Source organism: Streptomyces sp. NPDC020958 (genome assembly GCF_055562175.1).
The window spans coordinates 676,266-701,379 of sequence record NZ_JBVHFU010000001.1 but is presented as its reverse complement, the minus strand read 5'-3'; the positions used below and the strand labels follow the sequence as shown (position 1 = coordinate 701,379).

Below are 25,114 nucleotides of genomic sequence, written 5' to 3'. Positions count from 1 at the left end.
AGGCATGACCATCGCCCGGGTCGACCGTCCGCGGCGGGCACCGGCCGCCGCGGCGGGGGCCGGTGACACCGGCGCCCGCTCCATGCGGCGCAGACGGCGGCTGACCGCACTCGCCTTCGTGACGCCCCTGCTCGCCTACCTCGCCGCCTTCTACGTCTATCCGCTCTACCGCAACCTCGACCTGAGCCTGCGCGACTACACCGTCCGCTCCTTCGTGGCCGGTGACGCGCCCTTCTCCGGCTGGGACAACTTCCGTACCGTGCTGGACGATCCGACGTTCGGACCGGCGATGCGGCACACGCTGGTCTTCACCTTCGTGTCGATCGCCTTCCAGTACGTCAGCGGCCTCGCCCTCGCGGTCTTCTTCAACCGGCACTTCAGGCTGTCGACCGTACTGCGGGCACTGTTCCTGATCCCCTGGCTGCTGCCGCTGATCGTGTCGGCGTCGACCTGGTCGTGGATGTTCAACAGCGAGTCAGGAGTGGTGAACTACTTCCTGCACTTCGTCGGGATCGACCCGGTCGGCTGGCTGACCTCGCCGGACTGGGCGCTGACGGCAGTGATCGTCGCCAACATCTGGATCGGCATCCCCTTCAACCTGGTCATCCTCTACAGCGGGCTGCAGAACATCCCCGGTGAGCTGTACGAGGCGGCGGCCCTGGACGGGGCGGGCGCCTGGCAGCAGTTCCGCCGGATCACCTTCCCGCTGCTGCGCCCGGTGTCGGCGATCACCCTGCTGCTCGGGCTGGTCTACACCCTCAAGGTGTTCGACCTGATCTGGATCATGACCAAGGGCGGTCCGGGTGACGCCTCCTCGACCCTGGCCACCTGGTCGTACCAGCTGGGCTTCGGCACGCTGCTGCCGAAGTTCGGGCCCGGCGCCGCCGTCGGCGACATCCTGATCCTCATCGCGCTCGTCTTCGGGCTCCTGTACATCCGCGTCCAGAGGAGGCAGGAAGCGTGAAGTCACGCGGTCACACCCTGATCGGCCTCCTCCTCACCGCGCTGATGCTGTTCCCGGTGTACTGGATGGTCAACGTCTCCCTGACCCCGCAGCAGGACATGCGCAAGGACCCGCCGGACCTGTTCCCGCTGCACCCCACCTTCGAGGGCTACCGGGCCGTCCTCGATGACCAACTCCCCTATCTGGGCACGAGCTTGCTGATCGGCCTGGGCACGGTCGCCCTGACCCTGCTCATCGCCGCCCCGGCCGGCTACTCGCTGGCGAAGCTGCGCCCGCGCGGCGGCGGCGCGCTCGGCCTGGCGCTGCTCATCGCACAGATGATCCCCGGGATCGTGATGGCGATGGGTTTCTACGGCGTCTTCCTCGACCTCGGCCTGCTCAACTCCTGGTGGGGGCTGATCGTCGCGGACTCCACCATCGCCGTGCCGTTCGGCGTCATGATCTTCACCGCGTTCATGTCGGGCATCCCCGGCGAACTGATCTCGGCCGCACGGATCGACGGCGCCGGCACCTGGCGCACCTTCCGCTCGGTCGTCCTCCCGCTGAGCCGCAACGCGATCGTCACGGTCTCGCTGTTCGGCTTCCTGTGGGCCTGGTCCGACTTCGTCTTCGCCAACACCCTGGACGGCGGCGGCGGTTGGAAGCCGATCACGCTCGGCATCTACAAGTACATCGGCAACAACAACCAGGAGTGGAACGCGATCATGGCCACCGCCGTGGTCGCGTCCGTCCCCGCGGCCGTCCTCCTGGTCCTCGCCCAGCGCTACGTGGCCGCGGGCGTCACCGCGGGCGCGGTGAAGGACTGATCACCGACCCCCTCGTACTCCGTAAGGGAGACCCCTGTCATGAGCCGCACCTCCCGCAGAGCCGCACTCGGCGCGGTGGCCCTCGCCGCGGCCGCCCTCGGCACCACGGCCCCCGCCCAGGCGGCGCCGACGTCCTCGACCACCCTGGTGGTGAACGCGAACCAGACCCTGCGGCCCGTCACCCATGTGGCGACGGGCAGCCTGTACGGCCTGGACACCGCGAGCGTCCCGGCCGACAGCCTGGTCGAACCGTTCAGGCCCCACACCTTCGTGCAGATGGCGCCCGGCGGCAGGCAACTGCCCAACGGCGAGCCGGCCCCCGGCGGTGACGCCCTGACCGTCGCCCCCGAAGCGGCCAGGGCGGGCGCGAAGGTCGTCGTACGCATGCCGGACTGGTATCCGAACTTTCCCTACAGGTGGGTGAGTTGGAGCGACTGGCTGGCCGCCGTGGACAAGCAGGTGGCCTCGGTGAAGTCCTCCGGGGCCACGAACATCGCCGCCTACGAGCTGTGGAACGAGCCGGACTGGACCTGGGACACCTCGGCGGCCGGCAGCTTCGACTCCGGGTGGGCGAGAACCTACCAGGAGGTCCGGGCCAAGGACTCCACCGCCCCGATCCAGGGCCCGAGCTACTCGGCCTGGAACCAGAGCTCGATGACCACCTTCCTCACCGACGCGAAGGCCGCCGGCACGCTCCCCGACATCGTCTCCTGGCACGAGTTGCAGGGCTCGCAGAACATCGCCGCCCATGTCGCCGCCTACCGCGCCCTGGAGACCGGTCTCGGCATCAGCCCGCGCCCGATCGCCATCGAGGAGTACGGCACCACGAGCGAGGTCGGCGTTCCCGGACCGCTCGCGGGCTACGTGGCCAAGTTCGAGCGGGCCGGAGTCCACGACGCCGAACTGGCCTTCTGGAACCACTACGGCACCCTCGGCGACACCCTCACCGACACCGGCGGCTCGCCGAACGGGGCGTACTGGCTGTACAAGTGGTACGGCGACATGTCCGGGAACATGCTGGTCACCACGCCCCCGGCACAGACGGGCATCGACGGCTTCGCGGCCCGCAACGCCGCGGGTGACCAGATCAGTGTCGTCACCGGAGGCTGCACCGGTGCGTGCGCCGTGACCGTCAACGGGCTGTCGTCCCTGTCGGCCTTCGGCAGCACGGTGCACGTGAAGCTGGAGTACACGCCGTCCAAGGGCCGTACCACCGCGGTCTCCGGGCCGATCACCATCTCCGACACGGACTACCCGGTCAGCGGCGGCTCGATCACCGTCCCGGTGGCCATGAACGCCTCCGACGGCTACCACCTGACCATCACCCCGACCGGCGCCGCCGGCTCGCTGGCCGGGCGCTACCGGATCACCAACAGGAACAGCGGTCTCGCCCTGGACACCAGCGGCGCGGGCACCGCCCAGGGCACCGCCGTCGTCCAGGCCACCGGCACGAGCGGCACCGACCAGAACTGGACCCTGGTGGCCGCCGGCAACGGTCTCTACAAGATCCAGCAGCAGGCGAGCGGGCTGCTCCTCGGTATCACGAGCATGAGCACCTCCGCCGGGGGAACGGCCCTGATCTGGGGTGACAACGGCACCGCCGACCACCTCTGGCAGCTGATCCCGTCCGGGGACGGCTACTACAAGATCGCGAACTACAACAGCGGGCTGCTGCTCGGCGTGAACGGCATGAGCACCTCGACCGGTGCCCAGGTCCTCCAGTGGGACGACAACGGCACCGCGGACCACCTGTGGAAACTCACGGCCCGCTGACGCGCACCGCGGCGCACCGCACCGCGGCGCACCGCACCGGTGACGGGCCCGATCGAAGGCGGACAGAGCTGACGGAGGGCCGGGCGGTGACCGAGGGCCGACCGCCGGACGGGTTCCGTACGACCCGCTGGCGGCTCGGCAACAGGGACCGGCGCCCGCTAAGTTTGGCGGCATGAGCAACCTTGACCGCGCTCCCGTGCCGAGCGTGTGCGGCGGCCGCGGATTCGTCGTCGCCGAACCCGTCCGCGAACTGCTGAGCCCCCGCCACGTGCGGCTCGGGGAGTCCACCGAGGTGCGCCGACTGCTGCCGAACCTCGGGCGCCGCATGATCGGCGCCTGGGCGTTCGTCGACCACTACGGGCCCGACGACATCGCCGACGAGCCCGGGATGCAGGTGCCGCCGCATCCGCACATCGGGCTGCAGACGGTCAGCTGGCTGCACCAGGGCGAGGTGCTGCACCGTGACTCCACCGGCAGCCTCCAGACGATCCGCCCGCGCGAGCTGGGACTGATGACCTCGGGACGGGCGATCAGCCACTCCGAGGAGAGCCCCCGGTCGCACGCCCGGTACCTGCACGGCGCTCAGCTGTGGGTGGCGCTCCCGGACGCCCACCGGCACACGGACCCGAGGTTCGAGCACCATCCCGACCTGCCTACGGTCACGGCGCCCGGCCTGACCGCCACGGTCATCCTCGGCACGCTGGACGGGGCGGCGTCCCCCGGCACGACGTTCACCCCGATCGTCGGCGCGGACCTGTCCCTCACCCGGGGTGCGGACCTGCGCCTGCCCCTGGAACCGGACTTCGAGTACGGCGTCCTGGCGATGTCCGGCGAGGTACACGTCGACGGCGTACCGGTGCTCCCCGGTTCCATGCTCTACCTGGGCTGCGGCCGCACCGAACTCCCGCTCCGCGCCGAGTCGGACGCGGCGATCATGCTGCTCGGCGGCGAGCCGTTCGAGGAAGAGCTGGTCATGTGGTGGAACTTCGTCGGGCGTACCCAGGACGATATCAAACAGGCCCGCGAGGACTGGATGAGCGGGTCGCGATTTGGGGAAGTGAAGGGTTACGACGGAGCGCCTCTACCTGCTCCCGAACTGCCGCCGGTGCCGCTGAAACCGCGGGGTCGAGTGCGCTGAGCAGGAACTTCACAGCCTGACGCACAGCATGCCGGGCGAGGTCAATCACACCCCGCCCGGTTCACGCATACAGCCGGAGCAAACCCCCGCCCCACCCCTCGCTCCAGCACACCTCGAAGTGCAGGTTTCGTCAGCCGTAGTCAGCTTTGATCGGACTGATGCTGACCCAATGCTGACTTTACTGACAGGTAGTCACACCTCCGGAGAGGGCTGCGCTCTCGCTTCGCGCGCCACACTCACCTCGCCGTTCCCGGACTCGCACGGCGAGTCGCCTACGGACCATTCCTCCTGCGGGCAGCGAGAATCCCTTCCTCCTGAGGAACCATGCTGACCGCAGACCCGGTTGTAGGGTCCCCATAAACGGAACACGCCGCAGCCCTGGCTCATGGCACCGGACAACCTGGCTATGTCGCAGTCGGACTGTCGACGGGGGTGGGGTCATCCACGCGGGCGAGGGAGCAGGCGTCAGCGGCCCGTACTGGGCGCGCGGACGGCGATCATCCCCGCGGGCGTGTGGAGCAGTGGAACCCGTAGTGGACCCGGGCGCCATACCCGGGATCACCCCCGCGGGCGCGGGGAGCAGGTCGTGGCCCTCTCGCAGATCGCCGTCGCCAAGGGATGGTCCCCGCAGGCGCGGGGAGCAGAGCACCCCCTCAGCGCGAACGAACGTCGGCTCGGGATCATCCCCGCGGGCGCGGGGAGCAGGCGTTGACCCAGGCCTGGGTGTCGACGTCGACGGACCATCCCCGGGGGCGCGGGGAGCAGATCGCCGCAGGGGACAGGTTGCCCACGGCAGTGGGATCATCCCCGCGGGCGCGAGGAGCAGTCCATCGACATGTTGCCCGCGCCGATGATCGCGGGATCATCCCCGCGGGCGCGGGGAGCATGCAGCGTCGAACAACCTCTTGATCTCGCCCTCGGGATTATCCCGGCGGGCGTGGGGATGTTCCTTCGCGCAGGCTGCGGATGCGGTCGCCGATGGTCTGCTCCCCGCACACGCGGGGATGATCCCACCACCGCCACCGTCGTCATCCCCAGCGACGCCTGCTCCCCGCGCCCGCGGGGAACGCTCCAGCTGCAAGGGCAGCGGCGACTGCAAAGCATGCGATGGGAGAGGCTGATCACCACTGAACCGGGAGTGTGGAGGCGTTAACCCTTACTCTCCCTACTCTCCCGCCCGAGACCAGGAATAGCGGTACGTCGCTTTCGATTGCTCCTACCGTAGTGGTCGTAGGAGGGGGATGCTGGTGACCGACCTCAAGGTGTTCCGGCTGGGTGCCGATGGCCGGGACATCGAGCTGCGGGGTTCGACGGTGGCTCTGGAGGTGGAGCTGCAGAGGCGGGTCGAGGCCGGCCTGGAGCAGATGCTGGGCATACGGTTCGTGGCGTCGGAGTACGCGACCGGTCCGTGGCACCGGGGGCGGATCGACACCCTGGGGCTGGACGAGAACGGCAGCCCGGTGGTGATCGAGTTCAAGAAGGGCTCCGACAGCGGAGTGCTGTCGCAGGCCGTCTCGTATCTGTCCTGGCTGCGCTCGGCGCAGCACGAGTTCGAGGCGTTGGTCCGGAAGGTGCTGGGCGGCGAGGCCGCCGAGTCGATCGACTGGCGTCGACCTCGGATGGTCTGCATCGCGGCCGGCTTCTCCCACCACGATCGCGTGGCCGTGCGGTGGCTGCCCGAGCGGATCGACTTGGTGCGCTATCGGGTCTTCGAGGGCGGCCTGTTGAGCCTGCTGCTCGTCGACTCCTCACCCGGCTTGCCGAGCACCGCTCTCACCAGGCGGAATCGGGGCCGGGACGCGGTGGTCGACGGCGCTTCGGCGGTACCGGTGGTTCCTTCGCCCACAGGGGCCAGCCGCGTTCCCGAGTGTCTGCGAGGCCTTTACGGGGAGTTGGACGAGGCGCTCACGGCGTGGGGCGAGGTCGAGGTCGCGGCGCTGCGGCACTACATCGCCTACCGGCGGCTGGTGAACGTGGCATCGGTGATCTTCCGTCCGAAGCACGAGGTGATCCTCGTGTATCTCAGACTCGACCCGGACTCGGTCGAGCTGGAGGAGGGCTTCACCCGGGATATGCGCGGCATCGGGCACCTCGGGACCGGAGACCTGGAGGTACGGGTCGTCTCGGCGGCCGACCTGGAGAAGGTGGCGCCGCTCATCCGACGGGCGTTCGAAGCGGCCTGACGCAACGAGAAGGGCGGCTGGCGCATCGGCCACTCGATGCGCCAGCCGCCCTTCGGCGTCTGCGGGCCGCCGGCCCCTGGCCCTCCGCTCTGGTGCTCATGCCTCCGGTCCGGCCAGTTCGAAGTCGTCCTTCGTCAGCTCGGCGCGCAGCCGCTGTTCTGCGATGCCTGCATAGTGATCGGAGAGCTCGACGCCGATGAACTGGCGCCCCTCACGCAAGGCGGCGACGCCGGTGGTCCCGGAGCCAGCGAAGGGGTCGAGGACCGTGCCGCCCGGCGGACAGATCTTCACCAGCTCCTGCATCAATTCCACGGGCTTCTGTGTGATGTGCACGCGGTCCTTCCGGGGCTGGCTCGCGGTGTAGAGACCGGGCAGGTAGACGGGGTTACGGTTGGCGTCGACGGGTCCCTTGGTTCCCCACACGATGTACTCGCACGACTGCTTGAGTCGGCCCTTCTGCGGCCGCGCGACCGGCTTGTGCCACGACGCGATCCCCCGCCACGTCCACCCGGCGGCCTGGAGTGCGTCCGTCGTCGTCGGCAGCTGACGCCAGTCGGTGAAGACGAGCGCGCTGCCGGACTCGACGGTCGCGCGATAGGACTCGGTGAGCAGGAGGGTGAGCCAGAAGCCGTACGAGCGCTGGTCTCGGTTCTCTCCGGGGAAGTTGGCGAGGTCGTGCTCGGCGTCGGCCGAGGTGTACTTGGCGCGCGCGGAGCGGCCGGTGCGCTCGCCGCTGGTTCGGCCGCCGCTGTTGTAGGGCGGATCGGTGATCACGGCATCGACGCTGTTGTCAGGAATGCCGGCGAGGGCGGTCAGCGCGTCGCCTCGGAGCAGGGTGTACGGCATTGCGCGGTTCTCTCTTTCAGGGGGCTGTCGTGCGCCTGTTTCTCCGCGTACGGAGGGCTGCGCACGTCGGCATGGATCGCTCCGCGGAACTGCGGAAGCAGCCGCCGTGGCGATCAATGCGCCGGAGGTTAACGCCGAATTCCGGCCGCACCCAATGAGGCGGCCCTCGGCTCAGCTACCCGAAACCGCCCGAGGCACAAGCCAGTTTGGTGCGGCCGGATTTCGTCCCTACAGTCTCGCCGTGTTCGCAGGACGGGACCTGGCTCCGCCCCTGCTGACCTGTGTCAATGCGTACTGTCCCGTCCAAGGGACAGCACCGCCGGACACCCCACCGACCGGCTCCCTATCGGCGAAGGGAACTCCGCATGTGGAGAGTGAGATTACGAGCGCGGCTGGCTGCCGCTTTTCAGTAAGCAGGGGGCCAGCGACCGGGATTTATCAGCTCCCGGCCCTGGTTCCCCTGCCTCCCTCAGGGATGGCGAATTCATGACCGGCGTGGTGCCGGTGGCCTTTTCGACGAGAACGCCTGCGCCGCGCTGCCTACGAGTAAGGAGCTGCCGATGCAGCATGCCCAGGCGTATCCCTTCCCGGGACCCAGTTCTCCGTCCTACGTTTCGGCGTTCGGCCGTCGTCCGTGAAGAAGGTCGTAGCCATAGCTGGGGCCGTGGCGCTCTGCCCGACGCTGTTGATCGCGCCGGTCGCCGTCGCTCTCGCTGGTTCCAGCAGTGCTCAGGCCGCTTGTTCCGCAGACGGTGCAAAGGCTGTGGACAGCACGGCGGTCGCGAAGCTGGTGAAGTCGATCCTCAAGGGCGACGACAAGGGGTCCGTGTCCGTTTCGGGGCTGGATGACCCCGAGGAGCAGATTCCGAATGCCGAGACGATCCAGGCCACCGGCATCGCGATGAAGGTGCCGGCGCGGGGGCAGATCGTCGCCCTGGCCACGGCTCTGCAGGAGTCGGGGCTGCGGAACCTGGATTACGGCGATCGGGATTCCCTCGGCCTCTTCCAGCAGCGCCCCAGCCAGGGTTGGGGCACGCCTGCTGAGGTTCGTGATCCTGTGCACGCCTCCACGAAATTCTACGAGGGCCTGCTCAAGGTCAAGGGCTGGCAGTCGATGACCATCACCCAGGCCGCGCAGACGGTCCAGAAGAGCGGCTACCGCGACGCGTACGCGAAGTGGGAACCGCTGGCCACGGCCCTCCAGAAGGCCGTCGCCAAGTCGCTTGGCATGGTCGGGAGTTCGAGCACGGACAGCGACACCGGCGATGAGGCCGAACAGCCGACCTCCTCGGCAGCTGCCGTGTGCGGCACCGGCGACGACGGGTCCTCCTTCGGCTCGATTCCCGCGGGGTCCTTGCCCGAGGGCTACGAGATCCCGGCCAGCGCACCCAAGTCGGTGCGTACGGCGATCCGTTGGGGCCTCGGTCAGCTCGGTACGCCGTATCAATGGGGCGGTACCTGTTCCGCTCCCCACGGTCAGGACCCGATGGGCCGGTGCGACTGCTCGTCCCTGATGCAGGCGTCGTACAAGGCCGGCGGCATCTCAATCTCCCGGACCACGTACACGCAGGTTAAGGAAGGCAAGGCGGTCAGCGTCGATGCTCTCCGGCCGGGTGACCTCCTGTTCACCCGGGGCACGGCCGCGGTGCCCGAACACGTCGGGATGTTCATTGACCAGGGATTGATCCTGCAGGCCCCGCACACCGGCGACGTGGTCAAGATCTCGACCCTCGCTGACTGGCGTGCAGACATCGTCGCCGCCCGCCGGATCGTCTGACCGGCCGCCTCTCCCCCTCCCCCGCTCCATCTCCCCTCGGGCCCTCGCGCGCCCAAAATCGCACTGGAGTTCCAAGTGAAGCTCATGCAGCACGCCCAGTATCTGGCGTACAACCCCGGCATCACGCCGAAGGAGGGCGGTCTTCCCGGCCTCAGCGTGCTGAAGGACGTCGTCTCCTCGATCAACCTCTTCGGGATCGTCGCGGTGGTCGGCGCCCTCGCCATCTCGGCGATGGTCTGGGCGTGGGGTCACCACAGCGGTGGCCACCAGGCCGAGGCGAACGGGAAGAAGGGCACGGTCATCGCCGCCGGGTGCGCGCTGCTGCTGGGCGCGGCCAACGGCATCGTCGCGTTCTTCTCGGCGATGGGGACGCAGGTTCACTGATGTCGAGGAAACGATCCCTCTTCGCCCAGGAGCGCACCTACGGGGCGCCGTCCTCGGTCCTGCGGCGTGCCCTGTTGGGTGGCGTCGTCCTGGCCGTACTGCTGGCCGTCGCCGGGCTCCTCGCGTATTTGACCCGCGCGGAGAGCCCCGCCTCGGCTAAGCCCTCCCCGACTCCGGCATCCACGCAGCGGCCCGCCTCGCCGACGGCAACCCCCAGCGGGCGTGCGGCGGGTGCGGCACCGCCCAAGACGAGCGATCCGATCGTCTTCGCCAATGCGGCCACCAAGGCGCTGTGGACGTACGACACCCGCTCCGTTTCCCGGGCCGAGCACGTCGCCGGGCTCAAGCGGTGGATGACCGGCGAGAAGAAGTACGCCGACTGGGAGTCCGTCTCCGACCAGGTTCCCGGCCCGGTGCTGTGGTCGCGGATGCACGACAACCGCCAGCACGCGACCGCGAGGGTCGGCGAGGGCCACTTCCCTCAGGCGTTCAAAACGGCCCTGGCGCAGGATCCCGGCGCGATCACAGAGGCGTACGTCTACGCCGTCACAGTCACCGGCAAGCAGTCCATCGCCTGGAAGGGCTCCGGGTCCGGGTCCGAGTCCCGCTCCACGACGCTCGCCGTGCAGTGCCGCCCCGACAAAGCCTGTGCCCTGGTCGGCGTACTGCCGAGCGTCGCGCCCTAATCGCCCCCAATTCCCGTAAGGAGGTGCCCTCATGGGGGCTTGCGACCTTCCCCTGATGAGCGCGGTGTGCGACACCGTCGGCGGCGTCGTCGGTTCGACCGGCGAGGCGATCACCGATGGCATCGGCGCCTGGATCGCCAAGTCGATGGGCGAGCTGGCCCAGTCCGCCGCGGATCTCGCCTCGACGGCGGTCGACAAGACCACAGCTGTCGATCTCAACGCCGAGTGGTTCCGCGGTAATTACGAGTTGCTTCTGCCCATCGGTCTCGTGCTGACCGTCGGCACGTTCTGTCTGCAGTTGATGCGGGCCGCCTGGCGCCGTGACGAGCGCGCTCTCGCGCAGGCGGTGACGGGGACGGTGGCGGGTGTCCTGTTCGCGTTCGCCGCGATCGCGTGCACCACCGTCGCGCTGGCCGTGGTCGACGCACTGTCCGCCGGGTTGTTCCAGGCGGCGGACACGTCGGTCGACGACGCGATCCGCCGCGTCATCGAGGTCAACGACCTGGGTCCGATGTACGAGTTGGGCTGGGCGATACCCGCCATGGTCGGCCTGGGATGTGCCATCGGCGCGTTCCTGTACTGGGCGGTGATGGTCGCCCGCAAGGTCGGCATCCTGGTCCTGGTGACGCTGGCGGTGTTCGCCGGCGCAGGCGGCGGCTGGGAAGTCGCGCGGCGCTGGCGGCGCGGGTGGATCGAGGCCACCGCCACGTTGATCGTCAGCAAGCTGCTGATGACGATCGTGTTCCTGCTGGGCGTCTCGGCCATGGGCAAGAGCGACGCCTCCGACGGGCTCGCCGCCCTGTCCGACGCCATGGCGGGCATCGTCGTCATGGTTCTGGTGATGCTGTGCCCCTACGCCACCTACAAGTTCGTGCACTGGGCGGCCGACGGCGGCGGCCAGGACGACCTGCACCGTTCGGGGGTCGCCGGCGTCGCGGTGGCTGCCGGCGCGGCGAAGACGGCGGGCCAGCTCGCGATGCAGGCCGGCACCGGTATGCGGGCTCCGCAGGGCCCGTCGAAGGTTCCGGGCCAGGGCTCGGGTGGAGTCGCCTCCGGTATCGACCCGACCGGCGGGTCGGCCGACGGCGACCAGCCGAAGCAGACCCACTTCCGCTTCGGTGAGGACCCGAACGCCACCGGCGACAAGGGCCGGGCCCTGATCCGGCGGCCTCCCAGCGACGGTGACCGCGGGCAGGCGCTGATCCAGCGGCCCGGCCAGGAGGCGGCGGCCGACACGGCTCCGGTCTCCTTCGGGCCGACTCCCCAGGGCGCGACGGTGGCGCAGCCGCGCACCACGCACCTGGATCCGCCGGCACCCCGGCGTCCAGGACCGGTGAGCGGTCCTTCGCCGCGGGGTGCTGCCACGCCTCAGCGGTGGGTCTACCCCGAGCCGCCGGGTGGATCGGGCTCGTAGCCCTCGTCTTGCTACGGGGCGGGCGGCCCCTGTCGTCTCCGACGCCGTCCGCCCCGTCTTCTCCCCTTCTTTTTCTTGCTCTCCAAGTTCCAAGGACGGCTTCGCCCATGCTCTCCGACACCTCTCAGCCTGACGGCCCGGCCACCGTGAAGTTCCCGCATCGCTCGCGGCGCGGTGTCCTGCTCGGCCTGTCGGCTCCCCAGCTGACCGTCGTCGCCCTCACCGGGCTGCTGCTGCTCGCGGTACTGCTCACTTCCGGCGTCACCGGGGCGTTCAAGTTCATCCCGCTGTGGGCGGTCGTTCTGGCGGCGGTGTTCGTCCGCCATCGTGGGCGGTCCCTCGCCGACTGGGCACCCATCGCCGCTCGGTACATGCTGCGCCGCTTCCGGGGCCAGCTGGTCTGGCTCGCCCGGCCGTCCGCCCGGCCGCGCCGAGAGGGCCTGCTCCATCTCCCGGGCACGGCGGCGTCCCTGCGCGTGGTCACCGCCCCGCGCGGACACTTCGGCGCCGTGCACGATCCGCACCACTGCACGCTCACCGCTGTCGTGAAGGTCTCCTCGCGCGCCTTCGCTCTGCTCGACCCAGCCAGCCAGTCCAGCAACGTGGCGGGCTGGGGGCGGACGCTGGCGGCGCTGTCGCGCACCGGGCACATCGCCCGGGTCCAGGTCCTGGAGCGCACGGTGCCCGACTCCGGCGACGCGCTCAACCGCTACTGGCACGAGCACGGCAACGAGGCGACCCACCTCGCCGGACCGATCTACCGCGACCTGCTGGCCGCCGCCGGCCCGGCCGCCGCCCCGCACGAGGCGTACGTCGCACTCGCCCTCGATCTCAAGGCCGCTCGCCGACTGATCAACCAGGCCGGCGGCGGGCTCACCGGCGGCTTCGCTGTCCTGGCCCAGCTCACCGCCACCTTCGACCAGGCCGCCCGCAACTCCGGCCTGGCGCCCAGTGGCTGGCTGAACGCGACCGAGATCGCCGCCGTCATCCGTACCGCCTACGACCCGAAGGCGTCCGCCGCCCTGGACCAGTGGTCAGACTCGGGCCGCCCGCAGGCCGAGCCCGCTGCCGCAGGCCCCGTCGTCCTGGTCGAGAAGGCCGACCGGATCCAGACCGACTCGGCCCACCACGCCACGTTCTGGATCGAGAACTGGCCCCGCATCGAAACCTCCCCCGGTTTCCTGCACCAGCTCCTGTTCACCTCCGGCGTGCGCCGCACGCTCTCGCTGACCTACGAGCCCAAGGGCCTGGACTCCGCACTCAAGGACGTGCAGCGCCGCAAGGCCACGGTGATCGCGGACGCCGCCGAGCGGCAGCGCAAGGGCCAGGTCGACTCCGAGGAGGACTCGGTCGAGTACGCCGACATCAAGCAGCGCGAGCGCCAGCTGATCGCCGGCCACGCCGATGTCGCGCTCACCGGCCTGCTCACCGTCAGCGCCGACACCGACGAGCAGCTCAACGCCGCTTGTGCCGCGATCGAGACCGCCGCCGTCGCCGCCCTCGTCGACCTGCGCCTTCTGACCTGGCAGCAGGCCGAGGCCTTCACCAACGCCGCCCTGCCCCTCGCCCGCCCATAGGCGCTTCCGCACCACGCCTCGCGCTCTACCGAAGGGCACCCTCATGCCGACCGAGCCCCTGCCAGAACTGGCTCCGGACTTCGTCCCGTTCGCCACCGCCGCGCTCGACTTCCACCGGGCGATCAACATGCCGGTCGCCCCCATCGCCGCCGGCCGTGCCGAACTCGACTCCCTGCACGCCCACGTCGTCGCGCTGTACGGGCTGCTCGACGCCCACACCGCCCGCACCACCCCGGTGGCCAGGGCGGAGGGCGACCACCTTCGGGCGTGCCGGATACGGCTGTGGCAGGCAGCCGAGCACCTCCACGCCGCCTTCCACTCCGCCCCGCACCCCGGCACCGGCCGCCTCCCCACCCGGGAGGCGTGCCGGGCCCGGCGGCCCGAAGGGGCGCCCGAACTCACCCTGTGCCAGCGCCACCTGGCCACCGCCGCCCACGTCCGCCGCGATCACACCCCGGCCGACCTGCGCGACCCCTTCACCGGCCTCACCCGACACTGAACTCCCAGGAGCACCACCACCATGCCCACTCGTACCATCCGCGCGAGCGCCAGCCCGCTGTTCGTCCCGCGCAAGAGCGACCGCCGTACGGCACGCGCCGCCCGCCATCAGTACGCCGCCGCCCGGGAACAGGCCCGGCACGCCGCATGCCCCGAAGCCCTCTCCACCGCGCCCGGTCTCGACCCCGAGCTGCGTGCCACCTACCCGGCCGCCGGCCGACCGGGCCCGTCCTCCACCCGCGGCGGCCGTCTCAAGCTGCCCGCCCACCGGATGACGACGGCCACCGTCTCCGGGGCCTACCCCTTCCTCGCGGAGGGCGGCCTCGGCGCCCAGGGGATCTACATCGGCCGCGACGTACACGCGGAAGCGGCGTTCACGTACGACCCGTTCGCCCTGTACGGGCGTCTCGATGGCTTCACCAACCCCAACATCCTGCTGGCCGGGGTCATCGGCATGGGCAAGTCCGCCCTGGCCAAGTCCCTCGCGGTGCGCGCGGTGGCCTTCGGATACCGGATCTACGTGCCCTGCGACCCGAAGGGCGAGTGGACTGTCGTCGCCCAGGGGCTGGGCGGGCAGACCATCGCGCTCGGCCCAGGTCTGCCCGGACGCCTGAATCCCCTGGATGCGCCCGCCCGGCCGTACGGCGTCAGCGATGACGACTGGACGGGCGAGGTCCGTAAGCGGCGCCTTCTGCTGCTCGGCTCGCTCGCGAAGACGGTCCTGGGGCGCGAGCTGCACCCCATGGAGCACACCGCTCTCGACGTGGCGCTCGACCAGGTCGTCGCCCACGCCGAGGCCAACGGCACCACGCCGCTGCTGGGCGAGGTCGCCCATGTCCTTGGTTCCCCCGAGCGGCTCGACGCCGCGCTCGGCGAGTTGTCCGGCCGCCTCGGGCATGCCGCCGAGGACCTCGCCCACGCACTGCGCCGGCTCGTGCACGGCGACCTGGCGGGGATGTTCGACGCGCCGAGCACCGTGGCGTTCGACCCGAGCGCGCCGATGCTGTCCATCGACCTGTCCCGCCTCGGAGGCGCGGGCGATGACACCGCACTCGTCCTGGCGATGACCTGCGCCTCCGCCTGGATGGAGTCCGCCCTCGCCGACCCCGCCGGAGGACAGCGCTGGGTGATCTACGACGAGGCGTGGCGCGTGATGCGGCACGTCGCCCTGCTGGAACGGATGCAGAGCCAGTGGAAGCTCTCCCGCGGCCTGGGCATCGCGAACCTGATGGTCATCCACCGCCTCAGCGACCTGCTGGCCGCAGGTGACGCCGGCTCCCGGGGCCGAGCCCTGGCCGAGGGCCTGCTCACCGACTGCTCAACGCGGATCGTCTACCGCCAGGAAGCCGACCAGCTCTTCTCCGCCGCCTCCTTGTTGGGGCTCACCGGCGTCGAGACGCAGGCGGTCTCCGCGCTCACCAAGGGGCGAGGCCTGTGGAAGGTGGCAGGCCGGTCGTTCATTACTCAACATCTTTTGCATCCGCGGGAGCGCGAGCTGTTCGACACGGACGCTCGGATGGGAGCGATCACTCGTCCTTGATCAATACCGCTCGGGGGCCGGTGCCACGTCTCAGCCCCCACATTCTCCCCGCTCAGAGCGCTCCTAGGAACTCCGCCCTCATGCCTCAGCAGTACAAGATCCGCCACGTGGTGCATCGGCTCGTCCAGCACTACCTCCGCGCTACCGCGGCCAACGCCTCTCACGGCCATATCCCCCTGACTACGGGCCCGTTCGGCGTCCTTGATGAATCCCGGCGGCGCGACGCCCGCCAGGCTCCGCCTCCCAACGCATCGGCTCTCCGTCATGGCTGAACGGACACAGACGACGTACGAGGCCACCTCGTCTGTGTCTCGTTCCGGCGCGTCAGCCTCAGAACACCGGGCCTCCGCCGCGGCTCGCAGGAGCAACAAGCGCGCGGACCTTGCCGCGTTCGCCCAGGGTCTCGCCGCCCGGCTGCCCGGCTCCTGGACCGTCGTCGCCCAGGAGCACGCCGCATACGCCGATCAGTTGCCGCTCGCGGACCGGCTCTGGGACCTCGGGCATGCGCGGTGGGTCTTCGAGCAGTTCGTTCTGTCCCGGAGTGCGGTGCTCACCTGCGACACCGGTTGCAAGCTGGTCGTCGTTGATCGCCCGCGGCGCACACGGGAGTTCCTGGTCGCCGCCTTGCAGCCCAGCGGCGGTGACGTCGAGGACCGGGTGAAGGCACCCCACGGCATCGTCGTCGGCGCGGACCCGGCGCGCGCGGCCTCAGCGGTGGCCGACCGGCTGCTTCCCCGCTACGCGCAAGCCGTGCGTGAGGCACGCATCGAACAGGTCGCCGTCGCGGTAGTTGCCGGCGAGCGGGTCCTCGCCAAGTGGGACGCGATCTCCGACAGCCTGTGCGACGCCGATCACTGGCCCCTCGACGAGCGCTACGACCTGCGCCAGCAGCGGCGGGACGCGGAGATGTGGGCTGTGTTCGCCCCCTTCGTCGACCACGGTCCCGCCCTGGTCGCCCACGCCGTGGAGACGCTCCCGTTCCTGGAGCCGCAGGATCGTATGGATGGGCGATGGGCGTACCGGCTGCGACTGCTCCGCGAGGCCTTGGAGGGCGGCGCCCGTGTTCAGGCCGACTTCGAGTTCGTCACCGGTGCGCTCGTGCCGGGTCACCCCCGCGCCGAGGACGCGTTCGCAAAGGCTGTCGCCGAGCGCGATGCCGAGGGCTGGCACTACGCCCTGACCTGGGTGGAGAGCGGCGGCGTGCTCGTCGAGATGGCACGAGCCGAGCGAGCCATGCGCGGCCGACCTGAACAGTCGCAGCAGTCCGCACAGGTCCAGGCCGCCCGTGCCCGATCGCCGCACGCGGTCCGCCATCGCGCCGCGCCAGCGACGGGGTCCGCCGCTGCAGCGCAGTCCGGCCTCCTCGCACACGATCGCGTACGCCGATCCCGCTAGCGCAGATTCCCCGGCCCCGCCAAATCCGTCTTCGGGCCACATCCTCGTCCTCCGCATGGCCCCGACCTCTGCGAGGTGCACCTCTCGTGGCGGAAACACCCCCGCACATCACCGTCGCCCACCACACCCAGTACGGCGTCGTCGCCGCGCTGTCCCACGAGCACCACGTCGCCGATCACCTGCTGCGGCGGGTCGGCTTCGAGCGACTGCCCGGCGGCCGCCTGTACGCGCTGACCGAGCCTGACCGCGACCTGACGCGGCGCGGACAGCTGGCGGTCCGGTCATTGCGCGCTGCGCGGTACAGCGTCACCTCCGACGCCGCGTACGACCTCAAGCCCGCCACACGGCCCGATCCCGGTCGAGGTCTCTTCGAGGAGTCAGAGAACAGCCCCGTCGCGGAGGTCCTCGGCGGCGGGGAGGCGGTCTTCGCCTCCGCCCGCACACTCGATGCCGACATCCGGGCCGCCCGGATCGTCGTGCACGACCAGGTCCGCGATCCCGACGGCACGTTGCGCGCGGTTGGCACCGACACACGCACCGGCGAGGGTGTGCTGCTGCACGGTGAGGGCGATCTGCGGTACGTCGAAACGCGGCTGGACAGCACGGCCCTCGCGTCCGACGCGTTCTCCTACATCCGCGGCAACGGACGTCCCGATCCGACTCGGGCGACCTGGCAGCGCCGGGCTCAGGCGGCAGCCACCGCCATCTCCCCGGCGCGCGCGAGCACTCCGGTACCGCAGCGGCCCGACGTCACAGTCGCCTTCCATCCCGCCCAGGCACCCCGGCAGCCGATCCACGCCCGCTAGGTCATCCGAACCCGAAGGGAATCTTCCGCATGAAACTACAGCTCGAACCCGACGTCGCCTTCGGTGTCCACCCGGAGTTCGGTGTGGTCGCCGCCGTATCGGACGATCACCCGTTCCTCGACGAGGTACTGCGCAAGCACCACTTCCGCCACAGCAGTGCCCTCGATCTCTACGTGCTGTCCGACGACACCCCGCACAACGCGGCGGTGCGGGCCGTGGCGCGTGCCAGCCGCGAGTTCCAGGACGTTGGCCTCTCGGTCGCCGCCGATCCCCGCATCATGCTGCCGCCGCCGATCCCGGCGCCGGACGGGGTGCCGGAACGCCAGACGCTGCCCGGGCAGTCGCTGACCGCCCTGACCGGGGAACTGCACGAGCTGCGCCGCTCGGCCGATGTCGCCGACGTCCTGGAGCAGATCCTGGACGAACATCACGGCGTTGTCGGCGACTTGGAGGAGTTCATCGACACGGCCGCCGCCTGGTGCGATCGGCTGGACACCTCCAACGGCCGCGAGCTGGGCCAGCACCTGCGCACCATCGCCCACCACGTCGCGTTCCTCGGCGATCAGCTCGTCACCGCCCAACTCGACCTGGCGGTCATGCCGGACGTGACCCCGGAAGGCGCCCCGCCCCTGGCCGACGTACCGCTGCTGCCCCGATACGAGCTCCCGTCGGTCACGCACACCGCCCGCGCCCGCGCCGCTCTCGCATCCTCCCCGAGCCGCCCGGCCGCCCTGCCCACTTCTGCGGATGAAGTAGCCCGTTCACCGGCTCCCCCGTCCAGCACCCGTCGTACGCGCTGACCTTCCTCTCGATTCCGCGAAGGAGTCCGGCTCATGGCCGTCAAGAAGATCTGGACCATCAACCACGCCTGCGGGGACACCGCTCAGGCCGATCTGTCCGACCGTCCGGCCGACCGGCGTGCCGGCTACGCCCGCTGGCTCGCCGAGCGCGACTGCACCGACTGCTGGCGCGCCACCCAGGGCGACGACACCGGGTCCAAGGCCGAGTGGCTGGCGAAGAAGCGGGCCGCCGAGCAGGCCGAGGCCGAGGAATGGTCGACGCAGTACCGGATGCCCCCGCTGGAGGGCACCGACCGCGCAATCGCCTGGGGAACCCGCTGCCGCCACCAGATCATGGCCAGCGCGTACACCGCCCTGGTACTCGAAGGCACCACCAGCGAAGCGGAGTGGGCGGCCATCGAGGACACCGCGCGGCCCCTGACGCGCGCTGGGTGGTGGCTGGACCAGCGCGACGCCGATCCAGGCGACCTGCCCGAACTGCTGACCGCCGCCACCGAGGGCGATCGGCCCACCGAGAACCCTCACTTCTGACCCGCCCGCGGAGGCACCCATGTCCACCACGCCCCATGTCGTCATCACCCGTGAGCCGACCGGCAACGTCACCGCCGAGGGCGGGGACGAACTGGCCTTCACGCTCCTCAAGCGCGCCGGCTTCGTCATCGAGACCGCCCCGTTCTCCTTCTGGTACCGCCTGCCCTGGGACATGGGTGAGAAGCGCGAGAACCAGATGGCCAGCCATGCCGCCCGGATGCTCACCGTGGTCGGCTACCGGGTCGAACTCGATCCCGGCCTGGACGTCACTCGGATCACTACGCCCACCGATCCCCTCGGCACACGCGTCTACGGGCAGCAGATCCTCTCCCTGACCGATCAGCTCAACGGAGCCGAGACATACGCGGGGGCGGCCGACGTCGTCGAGCACGTCGTGGCCCCGGACGACGGTGTCCTCGTCCGCCTCGGTGAGTTCTTCGAGGCCGCGGCCGTGCAGGCCAACGTCACCGACACCGATGCCGGTTGGGACCTGTCCCACCTCTGCGAGGACGCCGCTGCCACGCTCATATCTCTCGCCGAGGACGTGCGCGGCGCCGGCCATCAGATGCGGGCGCTCGGATCGCCCCGGAAGCAGGGCTGGCAGGACGGCGTCGCCAGCTATTACGCGACCGCCCCACGCCCGCACACCGGAGCCGCGCCCGGCGCCGAAGAGCCCGCTGCGACTCCTCCCACCGCGCCCCGGCCTGGCCGGTCGCGCTGACCGACACCCGGCCGTTCCTGCTCACAGCCGCAGCCACCAGGAGCCCGCTCGTGATCACGAGAGCAACTTGCCGCCCCGCAGCCACCCGTAGGTCCGCATCCCTCTGGATCCCGTCTTGCCATCTCCGCGTACCAGCACGCCCTCGACCACCACCGGCACCGACTTCCTCCTCTATCTCCTGATCGGCGTCGCCGGTCTCGGCATGGTGGGAGGCTCGCTGGCCTGGCTGTTCGGCAACCTCGCCAACGCCGTGGCCGGCTCCGATCCGTGGGCCGCCTTCCAGCCGACCGACGCGCTCATGCATCCCGAACGCGTCTGGCCGCATCTCGCCCGGCCTGCCGTTCTCACCGGCTGCTACCTGCTGCCCGCCGCCACGCTCACCACGGCAGCCGTCCTCTGCGCCCGGTTGTGGCTGCGCGTTCGCCGGAACCCCAACGGGCTGGCCGATCAACGGGACCTGGCCGACCTGCTGCCCAGGAAGATCGCCGCGAAAGCCATCGCCCTGCGGCCCAGCCTGAAGGGCACCAAGGCCAAAGCCGTCGCCCCGGACGACCGCGGCGTCCTCCTCGGCACGCTGAAGCCAGGTGCCACCGAGGTCCGTTCCTCCTGGGAGGACGTTCTCCTCGCGATCATGGCGCCCCGCTCCGGGAAGACCTCCGGACTCGCGATCCCCGCGATCCTGCGCGCCCCCGGCCCGGTCCTGCTGACCTCCAACAAGGCGGCCCGCGACGCCTTCACGGCGACGCTCGACGAGCGCGCCCGGGTGGGCACCGTGTGGACGCTGGACCCGCAGCAGATCGCCCATGCCCCGCGGACCATGTGGTGGGACATCCTCGCTGACGCCCACGATCTCGCCGGGGCCCGGCGGCTGGCCGGGCACTTCGTGACCGCCTCCGTGGACGAGTCGAGCGCAGGCGACTTCTGGTCCACGGCCGCCGCCAACACCCTCACCGCGCTGTTCCTCGCGGCGGCCCGCGACCACCGGCCGATCACCGACGTGCTGGCCTGGCTCGCCTCCCCCGCCGACCGCACTCCCATCGACCTCCTGCAGGACGCCGACCTCGACGGCGTCGCCGCCCAGCTCCAGGGCACCGTGGCCGGAGCCGTCGAAACCCGCGATGGCATCTTCGAGACCGCCCGGCAGTACGCCAGCTGCCTCCTCGACCCGGGCATCGCCGCCTGGGTCACCCCTCCCGACGGCCTGGAGAAGGTAAGGGAGTTCAAGCCGGAGGCGTTCGCGACCAGCAAGGACACGCTGTTCCTGCTGTCGAAGGACGGCGGCGGCTCCGCCTCGGCGATCATCGCCGCGGCCGCCGACGCGGTGATGCGCGCGGCCGTCATCCAGGCCGAGCGCGACGGCGGGCGCCTCGACGCCCCACTGCTCGCGATCCTCGACGAGGCCGCCAACGTCTGCAAGATCTCCGACCTCCCGGACCTCTACTCCCACCTCGGCTCGCGCGGCGTCATCCCGATCACGATCCTGCAGTCCTACCGTCAGGGCGTACGGGTCTAGGGCGAGGCCGGCATGGACGCCCTCTGGTCCGCCGCGACGATCAAACTGGTCGGCTCCGGCATCGACGACGCCGACTTCGCGGACAAGCTCTCCCGCCTCGTCGGCGACCACGACGTACGCACCGTCTCCGTGTCCACCAGCGAGTCGGGCAGGTCCACGTCGGTGTCGATGCGTCAGGAGCGCGTGCTGCCGGCCGACGCGATCCGGGCCCTGCCCAAGGGTTCCGCGCTGCTGCTGGCCACCGGCGTGCGCCCCGCCCTCCTCGACCTAAAGCCCTGGTACCGCGAGCCCGACGCCGAGCGGCTCGGCGCCGCCTCCGCCCAGGCGAGCGCGGCCATCACCGAGCGTGCGCTGGCCAAGCAGCTGCACCGCGACGACTTCGGCCCAGTGGCATGACCGCCCCGGAACAGCGCGTCGCGCACACGAGACGCACGGGAGTACAGCCCGTCGCATCCCCGAGTCGATGCTCGGCCTCCCCTTCTTCTTGAGGTGCTCCCATGTCCCACCCCGTTCCAACCTGGGCATCCGTCCGCCCTTCCGAGCGGCTCGCCGGCACTCCCGCTGTCCGTCGCGGGAGCGCATGGTGGCTGGTCACCCCGAACGGCACCATATCCGCCGCGGACCCCGTCTTCACTGGCGAACTCGACCGCTTCGCCGCCGACATGGCCGCCGCCCACCGTGCCGTCGCAGAGCTGCGTACCGAGCGCACGTCCGCGCTGAGGGAGCGACGGTGACGCCGCTCGTCCAGGCCGAGCAGGCGGTCCTGGGTTCGGTCTTCCTCGACCCCTCCCAACTCGACCATCTCTCGCCCTGGCTACGGCCCGAACACTTCCACCGTCCTGCACACGCTGCTCTCTACGCCGCGATGCTCAGGCTCCACGCCGACGGCCACCCGGCCACAACGGGCAAGAGCGGAGACCCGATCCCGCTGTCCTGGGTGACGGACACCGTCCAGGAGGCCGGCACCCGGACCCGTGGGCTCACCGCGTCGTACGCCCACTCCTTGATCTCCGCATGCCCGCGCCCCGACCATGCGCCCGTCTACGGGCGGATGGTCCTGGAGGGCGCCATCCACCGCAGCGTCACCCAGCACGCCATCCGCCTGCACCAGGCCGCGCGTGCCGACGCCGTCCGCGGTGGGGTCGAGGAGACGGTCCGCCATGCCCGGGTCCTGGCCGACGTGCTCGCCGATCTCGCCCACCGGTGGGGCACCGAGCCGCGACCTGTGCCGTCCCCGGAGCCGGTCACGTCGCCAGCACAGCAGCCGCAAGTTGTCGACGAGCAGGTCCTCGCCGACGAGGAGTTCCTCCTCGGGTGCATCAGCGCCCGGCCAGAGCAACTGCTCGAAGTCGTCGGCTGGCTGCATCCCGGCGACTTCGTGGACAGCGGCCATCAGCAGATCTACCGCGCCCTGGGCGCACTGCATCACCGGGGCGAACCCATCGATCAGCTGACCGTGCTGTGGGAAACCCAGCGCCGGGGCGCACTGTCCGACGGAATACTGGACGCAGAACGCGTCCTGCGGATCTGCGACCCGCTGTCCTTCTCCGGTGTGGCCGAGCACTTCGGCGAGCAGGTCGTCCAGGCCTCGCTCGTCCGCACGGCCGCCGCCGTCGCTCGGCAGGTGCGCGCGCTCGCCGACGACGAGTCCCTGGCCCCGGGGCGGCTGATCAGCTACGCCCTGAACGCCCTCGGTCCGCTGGACGACGTGCGCCGCCGCCTACGCCTCGCGAACGAACCAGAATCCGAGCCCGCCCAGCGGCGGCCGGCCAGCCGCCCCGGTGCGTCGCCGCCCGCCGCCCGCGTCGACGCGGCCCGAGCCCGCAGCCGCCTCGCGGCCACCCCCGCGCCCTCGGTACCGGTCGAGGCCGCCTGCGCTGCGCTTCCCGAACGACACAGCCATCGGAGTCCGTCATGACCGACCGCACCGGCCGCGCGGGCGCGGAGAAGGACGAACTACACGCTCTGGCAAGGAAGTTCGAGATGCTCCGTTCCGACATAGCGCGGTCTTACACGCAGACCTCCCTGCCCGACCTTGCCACCGCGTCCCGTCATCTCCGCGCCCTGACAGGACTGGTGAAGGACCTGTCGGACGAGGTCCTCCTCCGCGCCACGGACAGCGACCCGGGACTCGACTTCGGCCCGGTCATCGCCGCCTACACCGACGCGTCCGCCCCTGCGGGACTTGCCGTGAACAACTACACCGAGGCCTTCGAACAGCTCGGGTTCCTGCGCAGGTACGCGGAAGCCCCGGCCTCGGCGAATCTACGCGTGGCCCGCCAGGACGCCTTCGACGTCGCACAGGACCGACTGGACCTCACCGTGGACGCGCTGCAGGAAACCTTCGTCACGCTGCGGCACTCCGCCGACCGGATCGACGGCACCCCGCCCCGGGTCCTCGCTGCGCTGAGCCGCTCGGCACGACCGACGAACTCGATCTACCGCCTGCCCGTGGAGCCTCCCGCCCCAGGCCCGGTCCGGCTCGCCTACACCCCGGCGCCCCGCCATGGCCGCTGACCTGACCCCGGTCCAGACGTCGCCGTTGATCGGGAGCCTGTGCTCCGGGTACGGCGGCCTGGATCTCGGCATCCAGGCGGTCATCGGCGGAACGATCGCCTGGCATGCCGAGATCGATCCGGGACCGGCCCGGATCCTGTCCCGGCACTGGCCGGCCGTGCCGAACCTCGGCGACATCACGGCTGTGAACTGGGCCGAAGCCCCGGAGGTGTGCGTCCTGACGGCCGGGTTCCCCTGCCAAAGACGTCTCGGTCGCCGGCCGTCGCGCCGGACTGGCTGACGGCACCCGGTCCGGCCTGTGGCTGCACGTCGTCCGTGCCATCGAAACCCTCAACCCATGTCTGGTGGTGATCGAGAATGTCCGGGGGCTCCTCACCTCGCCCGCCGGTTCCCCTGGCGACGTGGAACCCTGCCCGTGGTGTCTGGGAGACACCGCAGGCCAGTCTGCTGTGCGCGCACTCGGTGCCGTACTCGGCTCCCTGGCCGACCTCGGGTTCGATGCGCGCTGGTGTGTGCTTCGCGCCTCTGACGTCGGAGCCCCGCACCGCCGAGAGCGGATCTTCCTCGCCGCCTGGCCGTCCGGACGGATCACCGCTGCTCAAGACGCCGACCAGCAACCTGGGGGCCAACGGGGGCAGCCAGCACCCGGCGAAACGCAAGCAGGGCGGCCACGGCCCGAACCTGGCGGACGAGGTCGAGTGGCTCCTGCCCACCCCGAAGGCCTCGGACGGCACCAAGGGCTCGCCCAACCAGCGCCACGGCAATGGGGACCTGACCCTGCCCTCGGCGGCAGCGCGCCTGCGGCCCACCCCGGCTGCTCCACCCACACGCATGGCCGGTCGGTGGAAGGGTGCCACGGACGGGACCCCGCTCACGCGGTCGCTGCCAGCGCCGTTGTTCGGGGATCCGTCGGCCACGGAGGACGGGCCGAGATCTGGGGGCCGTACACCGCCGCGATCACCCGCTGGGAGCACGCCACGCGTCCCGCGCCCCGGCCGACCGACGACGCGGGCCGCCTCAACCCGCGGTTCGTGGAGTGGATGCAAGGCCTTCCTCCCGGCTGGGTGACCGGCACACCCGGGCTGGGCCGTCCCGCACAACTAACCGCTCTGGGCAATGGAGTCGTGCCCCAGCAGGCGGCCCGCGCCCTGCGGATCCTGGCCCCGCCCCGGACCGTGTGCCGCCATCGTGCGCCGCACTGACCTGCGCCATCTACACCCGTTTCCCGGCAGGGCCAAACCCCCG

At 70.6% G+C, this 25,114-nt stretch carries 23 protein-coding genes and 1 pseudogene; 23 read left to right on the top strand and 1 reads right to left on the bottom strand.

The window, feature by feature from the left end; all coding sequences use genetic code 11:
- Positions 1-4 precede the first annotated feature (4 nt).
- The 5 genes from ACZ3KP_RS03245 (at position 5) to ACZ3KP_RS03225 (ending at position 6,864) form a co-directional block, all read left to right on the top strand.
- Positions 5-964, top strand: coding sequence for a carbohydrate ABC transporter permease (locus ACZ3KP_RS03245; protein ID WP_467495862.1), 960 nt, complete (start codon positions 5-7; stop codon positions 962-964).
- A 44-nt stretch (positions 965-1,008) separates the two neighbouring features.
- Complete coding sequence (locus tag ACZ3KP_RS03240) at positions 1,009-1,770, top strand: carbohydrate ABC transporter permease (protein ID WP_358983331.1); 762 nt, start codon at positions 1,009-1,011, stop codon at positions 1,768-1,770.
- 39 nt (positions 1,771-1,809) lie between these two features.
- Positions 1,810-3,543, top strand: a complete 1,734-nt coding sequence (locus ACZ3KP_RS03235) for an RICIN domain-containing protein (protein ID WP_467495860.1) — start codon at positions 1,810-1,812, stop codon at positions 3,541-3,543.
- Positions 3,544-3,715: 172 nt separating this feature from the next.
- On the top strand, positions 3,716-4,681 hold the full coding sequence (locus tag ACZ3KP_RS03230) for a pirin family protein (RefSeq protein ID WP_467495858.1): 966 nt from the start codon (positions 3,716-3,718) through the stop codon (positions 4,679-4,681).
- 1,241 nt (positions 4,682-5,922) lie between these two features.
- A complete protein-coding gene (locus tag ACZ3KP_RS03225) occupies positions 5,923-6,864 on the top strand; it encodes a DUF5655 domain-containing protein (protein WP_387141384.1) in 942 nt (313 codons plus the stop codon).
- A gap of 96 nt (positions 6,865-6,960) precedes the next feature.
- Here the strand turns inward: ACZ3KP_RS03225 and ACZ3KP_RS03220 are convergent, their stop codons facing one another.
- A complete protein-coding gene (locus ACZ3KP_RS03220; protein ID WP_467495855.1) occupies positions 6,961-7,710 on the bottom strand; it encodes a DNA-methyltransferase in 750 nt (249 codons plus the stop codon).
- Positions 7,711-8,344: 634 nt separating this feature from the next.
- On the opposite strand from ACZ3KP_RS03220, the gene ACZ3KP_RS03215 reads away from it, so the two are divergent.
- The 18 genes and pseudogenes from ACZ3KP_RS03215 (at position 8,345) to ACZ3KP_RS03130 (ending at position 25,071) form a co-directional block, all read left to right on the top strand.
- Entirely contained in the window at positions 8,345-9,487 is a 1,143-nt protein-coding gene (locus tag ACZ3KP_RS03215) for a C40 family peptidase (protein WP_387140600.1), read from the top strand.
- Between the two features lie 84 nt (positions 9,488-9,571).
- Positions 9,572-9,871 (top strand): DUF6112 family protein, encoded by a 300-nt coding sequence (locus tag ACZ3KP_RS03210; protein WP_387140609.1) that lies wholly within the window; start codon positions 9,572-9,574, stop codon positions 9,869-9,871.
- Positions 9,871-10,557: a hypothetical protein gene (locus ACZ3KP_RS03205; protein ID WP_467495853.1), complete on the top strand. Its 687-nt coding sequence runs from the start codon at positions 9,871-9,873 to the stop codon at positions 10,555-10,557. The genes ACZ3KP_RS03210 and ACZ3KP_RS03205 overlap by 1 nt, the downstream gene beginning before the upstream one ends.
- A gap of 31 nt (positions 10,558-10,588) precedes the next feature.
- Complete coding sequence (locus tag ACZ3KP_RS03200; RefSeq protein ID WP_387140594.1) at positions 10,589-11,971, top strand: SCO6881 family protein; 1,383 nt, start codon at positions 10,589-10,591, stop codon at positions 11,969-11,971.
- Positions 11,972-12,078: 107 nt separating this feature from the next.
- A complete protein-coding gene (locus ACZ3KP_RS03195; RefSeq protein ID WP_467495850.1) occupies positions 12,079-13,548 on the top strand; it encodes an SCO6880 family protein in 1,470 nt (489 codons plus the stop codon).
- A gap of 43 nt (positions 13,549-13,591) precedes the next feature.
- Entirely contained in the window at positions 13,592-14,047 is a 456-nt protein-coding gene (locus ACZ3KP_RS03190; protein ID WP_387140587.1) for a DUF6238 family protein, read from the top strand.
- Positions 14,048-14,068: 21 nt separating this feature from the next.
- Positions 14,069-15,586, top strand: coding sequence for an ATP-binding protein (locus ACZ3KP_RS03185; RefSeq protein WP_387140584.1), 1,518 nt, complete (start codon positions 14,069-14,071; stop codon positions 15,584-15,586).
- Between the two features lie 264 nt (positions 15,587-15,850).
- Positions 15,851-16,981, top strand: a complete 1,131-nt coding sequence (locus ACZ3KP_RS03180; protein WP_387140581.1) for a hypothetical protein — start codon at positions 15,851-15,853, stop codon at positions 16,979-16,981.
- Positions 16,982-17,067: 86 nt separating this feature from the next.
- Positions 17,068-17,787, top strand: a complete 720-nt coding sequence (locus tag ACZ3KP_RS03175; RefSeq protein WP_387140578.1) for a hypothetical protein — start codon at positions 17,068-17,070, stop codon at positions 17,785-17,787.
- 29 nt (positions 17,788-17,816) lie between these two features.
- Positions 17,817-18,587: a hypothetical protein gene (locus tag ACZ3KP_RS03170; RefSeq protein ID WP_387140576.1), complete on the top strand. Its 771-nt coding sequence runs from the start codon at positions 17,817-17,819 to the stop codon at positions 18,585-18,587.
- A gap of 33 nt (positions 18,588-18,620) precedes the next feature.
- On the top strand, positions 18,621-19,118 hold the full coding sequence (locus ACZ3KP_RS03165) for a hypothetical protein (protein WP_387140573.1): 498 nt from the start codon (positions 18,621-18,623) through the stop codon (positions 19,116-19,118).
- Between the two features lie 19 nt (positions 19,119-19,137).
- Positions 19,138-19,839: a hypothetical protein gene (locus tag ACZ3KP_RS03160; RefSeq protein ID WP_387140570.1), complete on the top strand. Its 702-nt coding sequence runs from the start codon at positions 19,138-19,140 to the stop codon at positions 19,837-19,839.
- Positions 19,840-19,954: 115 nt separating this feature from the next.
- Positions 19,955-21,748, top strand: a pseudogene (locus tag ACZ3KP_RS03155) (type IV secretory system conjugative DNA transfer family protein).
- A gap of 101 nt (positions 21,749-21,849) precedes the next feature.
- A complete protein-coding gene (locus tag ACZ3KP_RS03150; RefSeq protein ID WP_387140564.1) occupies positions 21,850-22,086 on the top strand; it encodes a hypothetical protein in 237 nt (78 codons plus the stop codon).
- On the top strand, positions 22,083-23,270 hold the full coding sequence (locus ACZ3KP_RS03145) for a DnaB-like helicase N-terminal domain-containing protein (RefSeq protein ID WP_467495845.1): 1,188 nt from the start codon (positions 22,083-22,085) through the stop codon (positions 23,268-23,270). Before ACZ3KP_RS03150 ends, ACZ3KP_RS03145 begins: the two co-directional genes overlap by 4 nt.
- Positions 23,267-23,869, top strand: coding sequence for a hypothetical protein (locus ACZ3KP_RS03140; protein WP_387140559.1), 603 nt, complete (start codon positions 23,267-23,269; stop codon positions 23,867-23,869). The genes ACZ3KP_RS03145 and ACZ3KP_RS03140 overlap by 4 nt, the downstream gene beginning before the upstream one ends.
- Positions 23,859-24,149 carry a DNA cytosine methyltransferase gene (locus ACZ3KP_RS03135; protein ID WP_387140556.1) on the top strand — a complete coding sequence of 97 codons (291 nt, stop codon included), beginning with the start codon at positions 23,859-23,861 and terminating at the stop codon, positions 24,147-24,149. Before ACZ3KP_RS03140 ends, ACZ3KP_RS03135 begins: the two co-directional genes overlap by 11 nt.
- Entirely contained in the window at positions 24,142-25,071 is a 930-nt protein-coding gene (locus tag ACZ3KP_RS03130; protein WP_467496759.1) for a DNA cytosine methyltransferase, read from the top strand. Before ACZ3KP_RS03135 ends, ACZ3KP_RS03130 begins: the two co-directional genes overlap by 8 nt.
- Positions 25,072-25,114 lie beyond the last annotated feature (43 nt).